The organism is Micrococcus lylae (genome assembly GCF_900163825.1).
GTDB lineage: Bacteria > Actinomycetota > Actinomycetes > Actinomycetales > Micrococcaceae > Micrococcus > Micrococcus lylae.
On record NZ_FUKP01000013.1, the window covers coordinates 1 to 4,061 of the forward strand.

At 69.8% G+C, this 4,061-nt stretch carries 5 protein-coding genes; all 5 read right to left on the reverse strand.

Annotated features, from left to right (window positions below; all coding sequences use genetic code 11):
- Positions 1-40: 40 nt before the first annotated feature.
- On the reverse strand, positions 41-589 hold the full coding sequence (locus tag FM125_RS01965; RefSeq protein ID WP_087133483.1) for an ABC transporter ATP-binding protein: 549 nt from the start codon (positions 587-589) through the stop codon (positions 41-43).
- 7 nt (positions 590-596) lie between these two features.
- The gene (locus FM125_RS11675; protein ID WP_143745188.1) at positions 597-998 is read right to left on the reverse strand and encodes a hypothetical protein; all 402 of its coding nucleotides are present in this window, start codon (positions 996-998) and stop codon (positions 597-599) included.
- 203 nt (positions 999-1,201) lie between these two features.
- Entirely contained in the window at positions 1,202-1,855 is a 654-nt protein-coding gene (locus tag FM125_RS01970; RefSeq protein WP_087133484.1) for a GNAT family N-acetyltransferase, read from the reverse strand.
- A 244-nt stretch (positions 1,856-2,099) separates the two neighbouring features.
- Positions 2,100-3,020, reverse strand: coding sequence for a hypothetical protein (locus FM125_RS01975; protein ID WP_070637830.1), 921 nt, complete (start codon positions 3,018-3,020; stop codon positions 2,100-2,102).
- Between the two features lie 248 nt (positions 3,021-3,268).
- Complete coding sequence (locus FM125_RS01980; protein WP_087133485.1) at positions 3,269-3,988, reverse strand: dienelactone hydrolase family protein; 720 nt, start codon at positions 3,986-3,988, stop codon at positions 3,269-3,271.
- Between the last annotated feature and the right edge of the window lie 73 nt (positions 3,989-4,061).

The following is a 4,061-nucleotide window of genomic DNA, read 5'->3' on the forward strand; positions in this document are numbered from 1 at the left end:
GCTCCTCCGGCCTCACTGGCCCCTGCATGTGTCAACAACGTCATGCCCTCCTACAGCAAGCGCGCTGGATCGGGTCGAGGCCGACCGTCGGCTCGTCGAGAAGGAGCACCTCGGGGTCTCCGACGAGGGCGCAGGCCAGGCCGAGTCGACGCGCCTGCCCTCCGGAGAGATCGGTGGCGCGGCGACGGGCGAGATCTGCGAGATCCGTCTGTTCCAGGGCATCGCGGCGCAGGCCCGCAGTGTCCCGGGGTGACGATCCACGCAGCCAGGCTGCATAGTCCACCGCCTCGGAGACCCGCAGGCCCTTCGGGAAGGAGAGGTCCTGCGGCATCCAGCCCAGGCGAGAGCGCAGGTCTCGAAGGGCGGTGGGCGAGGTGAGCGCTGGCGCACCGTGGAACAGCACGCTCCCTGAGTCGATCGGCAGCAGCCCGATCATGGACCGCATCAAGGTGGTCTTCCCGGCGCCGTTGCGACCGATCAGCGCCGTGACGCCGCGTGGAAAGCCGCACGTCGCACCATGCAACACGGAACGCCCGCCACGTCGGACATGGAGGTGTTCGGCAGCGAGCGTTGGGGTCAGTCGGCCCATCCCCAGGTCAGTACTCGTTGGACCACGAACCGGTCGGGTCGATACGCAGTGCGATGTCACGCCCCACACGAGACTGGACCTTGGCCCCCGAGCAAGCGGTGATGTCTCCTCCGATGAATCCACCAGCCGGATAGGCGGACGTCCTCGAGATATTGCCGGTGTAGCGCTTTGCCGCTGAGGCGCCGCACAGTGAGCGGACGTTCGTGTAACGGTTCACGCGGCCCTGGTAGTAGACCGGGTTGCCATGTGCGCTCCTGAGATTGCCTGTGGCCTCCGCGCCGTTGCCATACGACTTGACACGGTACTGCGTGCCGAACCCGTCATTACTCGACACATTGACCGCCAGGGCGGTTGTAGGAACAGACGTGGCAGGGGCCAGGGCGGCCACGAGGACCTTGAGATTGCGCATTTCGGCGTTGCTCCCGCTTCTGTTTATACTTCCACCCCCCTCTGGGTGGATGCACAGTCGATAATAAGGTAGGTGAGGCCTCCAAACCACCGAGAACGCGCCGTTGCCCGCAGCCGGGACCATCCTGGGAACCAGATCGGATCAGGCGTCCTCAGCCCGTGCCTGCACCCGGGCATCTCCGCCAGCTTCCGACGACGGCCGGTTCAGTCCGTCAGACCCAGGAACCTCCGCAGCGGCTCGGCTCCCTCGACCTCCACCGTCTCCGGGCCGGGCACGAAGTGCTCGGGCAGCAGCTCGAGCAGGACCATCTCGGAGGGCTCGCCGCGGCGTTGCCACTGCTCGCGGCCTGTCTCGCGGTAGCCGACCCTCTGGCTGATCCGCAGGGAGGCGGTGTTGTCCGCCCAGGCCCCGGAAGTGACGACGTCCAGGCCGAGGTGGTCGAACGCAAAGGTGCAGATGGCCTGTCGCATGGCCAGCCCGATGCCCTGCCGCTGGAAGCGCAACCCCAGCCAGGACCCGGACTCCAGGCGGCGGGTGGTGCGCACGTCCTGGCCGTTGAGCGCCTGCATCCCGACGATCTCCCCTCCCCTGCGCACAACGAGTTCGAGCGCGGCGTTCCCCGCTCCGGTACCGGCGAGGGTGCGGCCGAAGAAGCGCATGTAGTTGCCGGGCAGCTCCTCGCTCGGGGCGTCGGTCCACGGGAAGGAGAACGGCATGACGGCGGGGTCGTGGATGCCGGCCTCCACCAGGGCGACCACCTCGGGCACGTCGGCCTCGCGCAGAGCGGTCATGGTCAGCTCACCGGCCCGGATGACGAGTCCGTAGGGCGGCCAGATCTCCGCGATGCTGCATGTCATGGCCCGAGTGTAGTGCGAGGATCCACGCCGAGCCTCCGTCGAGCCTTCGGCAGGCCCGATTCTAAAGCCCTCGTTCCGATCCAGAGCTCGTCTCGCATACTCCGGATCGGAACGAAGGCCGGTGCAGTCCTCCGACGGAGCGCTCGATCCGTTCGAGAGCACGCCTCGCAGGCTCCGGATCGGATCGAAGACCCGCCGGGCGGCGCTGGCGCTGCCGACCCGCCCGGTCCCCTTGCCCCCGCGCTCAGCGCGAGCTGCCGCTCCTGCGACCACGGCTCACGCCCACGAAGCCCTGCACGAGGGCCGAGTCGGATTCCTTGAGCCAGGCCAGCCCGACGTCCCAGCCGGGGTGACGGTCATCGCCGTCCACGTGGTCACCGGTGACGCCAAACGGCTCGTTTGCACGTGCGGGCTCCATGCCGGCCTCCTCGGCGGCGAGCTCTGCTGCCGTCGCCACCGCCTCGCGTTCGGCCCGGGACATGCCGACCACCTCGTCCAGCGAGGACTCCAGCGGCAGCACCACCACGTCCTTCCGACCGAACATGCGGGCCACGGACTGCGGCAGCACCACGTGCCCGGCGCCGGAGGCCACGATCTCCAGTGCCATCCGCTCCCCCGCTCCCGGGGTCTCCGGGGCGTCCATGGGGTTGGGGGCCGACGACGCAGGCGGTGAGACAGACGTGCGGGGAGTGCCGTCGTCGCCGGACTCGACGCTTTCCCGAACGAAAGCGCCCTGGGACTCGACGCTTTCCCGAACGAAAACGCCAGGGGCCGGGTCAGGGGCGGGCGCAGGGGTCGGTGCGAACGTCGCCGGGTCCATCGCCTCGGCCGGATCGAGCTCTGCGGTCGGCACGGGACCGTCGGCCTCGACGTCCCAGGCGGCCAGCAGGTGCTCCCGCCCGACGCACACCACCGGCAGCTCCGAGTACACGCGCACCACGTGCACACGCCGCGGGTCCACGCCGGCCTCGCCCAACACGTCCTCCACGCTGCGATCCCGGCGCCACCGCACGTACCCCAGCTGCGGCAGCGGGTGCAGGGCGAACCCGTGCTCGTCGTGCCGCAGATGATCGCACTGCTGGGACTCGTCGTGGTTCACCAGCTGCACCACACGCTCGCGCGAGGTGAACCGCTCCACCCACTTGGACGGCGTCGCACCGGGCACGGTGGCCAGGAACAGCGTCTCGGGCGGCGGTGCCTCCCACCGCGCCTTCCTGCGTCCCGACGACGGCCCCGCGCCTGACGCCCGCCCGGCACCTGACGCCCGCCCGGCACCTGACCCGCGCGGCGCGCCCTTCGCGCCACTTCGGCCAGACGCTCCGCCTCGGCCGGACGAGCCGCCCCGGCCTCCGGACCGACCGGAGGCGCCGGAACGGCCTCGGCCGCCGGCGCCTCCGCGGGATCCTCTCCGGCTCAGCGGACCTTCTCCTTCAGGAAGTCCACGGCACGGCCCCAGGCCTGCTTCGCCTCAGCCTCCTGGTAGTTGCCGGCGGGGTTCTCGTCGTTGTGGAAGGCATGGTCGGCGTCGTAGTAGAAGAACTCGACCTCGGCACCGGACTCCTCGCGGATCTGCTGCTCCTGCTTCCGGGCCTGGTCCACGGGGAACATCTGGTCCTTCTCCGCGTAGTGGCCCTGCACGGCGGCCTTGATGCCCGTGAAGGAGCCGGGCACGCCCTGGCCCACGCCGTAGAACGGGACGGCGGCGGAGACCTTCTCGCCCTGCTGCTCGGCCAGGGACAGCACGAAGCCGCCACCCATGCAGAATCCGATGGCGCCGACGGTCTCGGACGTCACCTCGTCCAGGGACAGCAGGTGGTCCACGGCGGCGCCGAGCTGGCGGGCACCCTCCTCGGCGGGGAGGTTCTCCATCATCTCGCCGGCCTCGTCGCCGTCGTGGGCGATCCAGCCGCCGAACAGGTCCGGGGCGAGGGCCACGAAGCCCTGCTCGGCGAGGCGGTCGCAGACGTCGCGCATGTGGCGGGTCAGGCCCCACCACTCCTGGATGACGATCACGCCCGGGCCCTTGCCGGACTCCGGGAACGCGATGTAGCCGTGGCCGGTCTGGTCGTCGCCCGCCTCCTTGGTGGGCAGGTCGAACGACGTGTTCTGGTACGGGGTCTTCGATGCCATCATCATGATCCCCACCCTAGGTGTACCCGGCCATCACGTTGATGACACTCGTTGAGCGGGAGTCTTGCCCCCAAGC

Bases quoted from the DNA above. Each gene is read 5' to 3' on its own strand.
- FM125_RS01965 (WP_087133483.1), bottom strand. From the start codon at position 589: ATGGGCCGACTGACCCCAACGCTCGCTGCCGAACACCTCCATGTCCGA.
- FM125_RS11675 (WP_143745188.1), bottom strand. From the start codon at position 998: ATGCGCAATCTCAAGGTCCTCGTGGCCGCCCTGGCCCCTGCCACGTCT.
- FM125_RS01970 (WP_087133484.1), bottom strand. From the start codon at position 1,855: ATGACATGCAGCATCGCGGAGATCTGGCCGCCCTACGGACTCGTCATC.
- FM125_RS01980 (WP_087133485.1), bottom strand. From the start codon at position 3,988: ATGATGGCATCGAAGACCCCGTACCAGAACACGTCGTTCGACCTGCCC.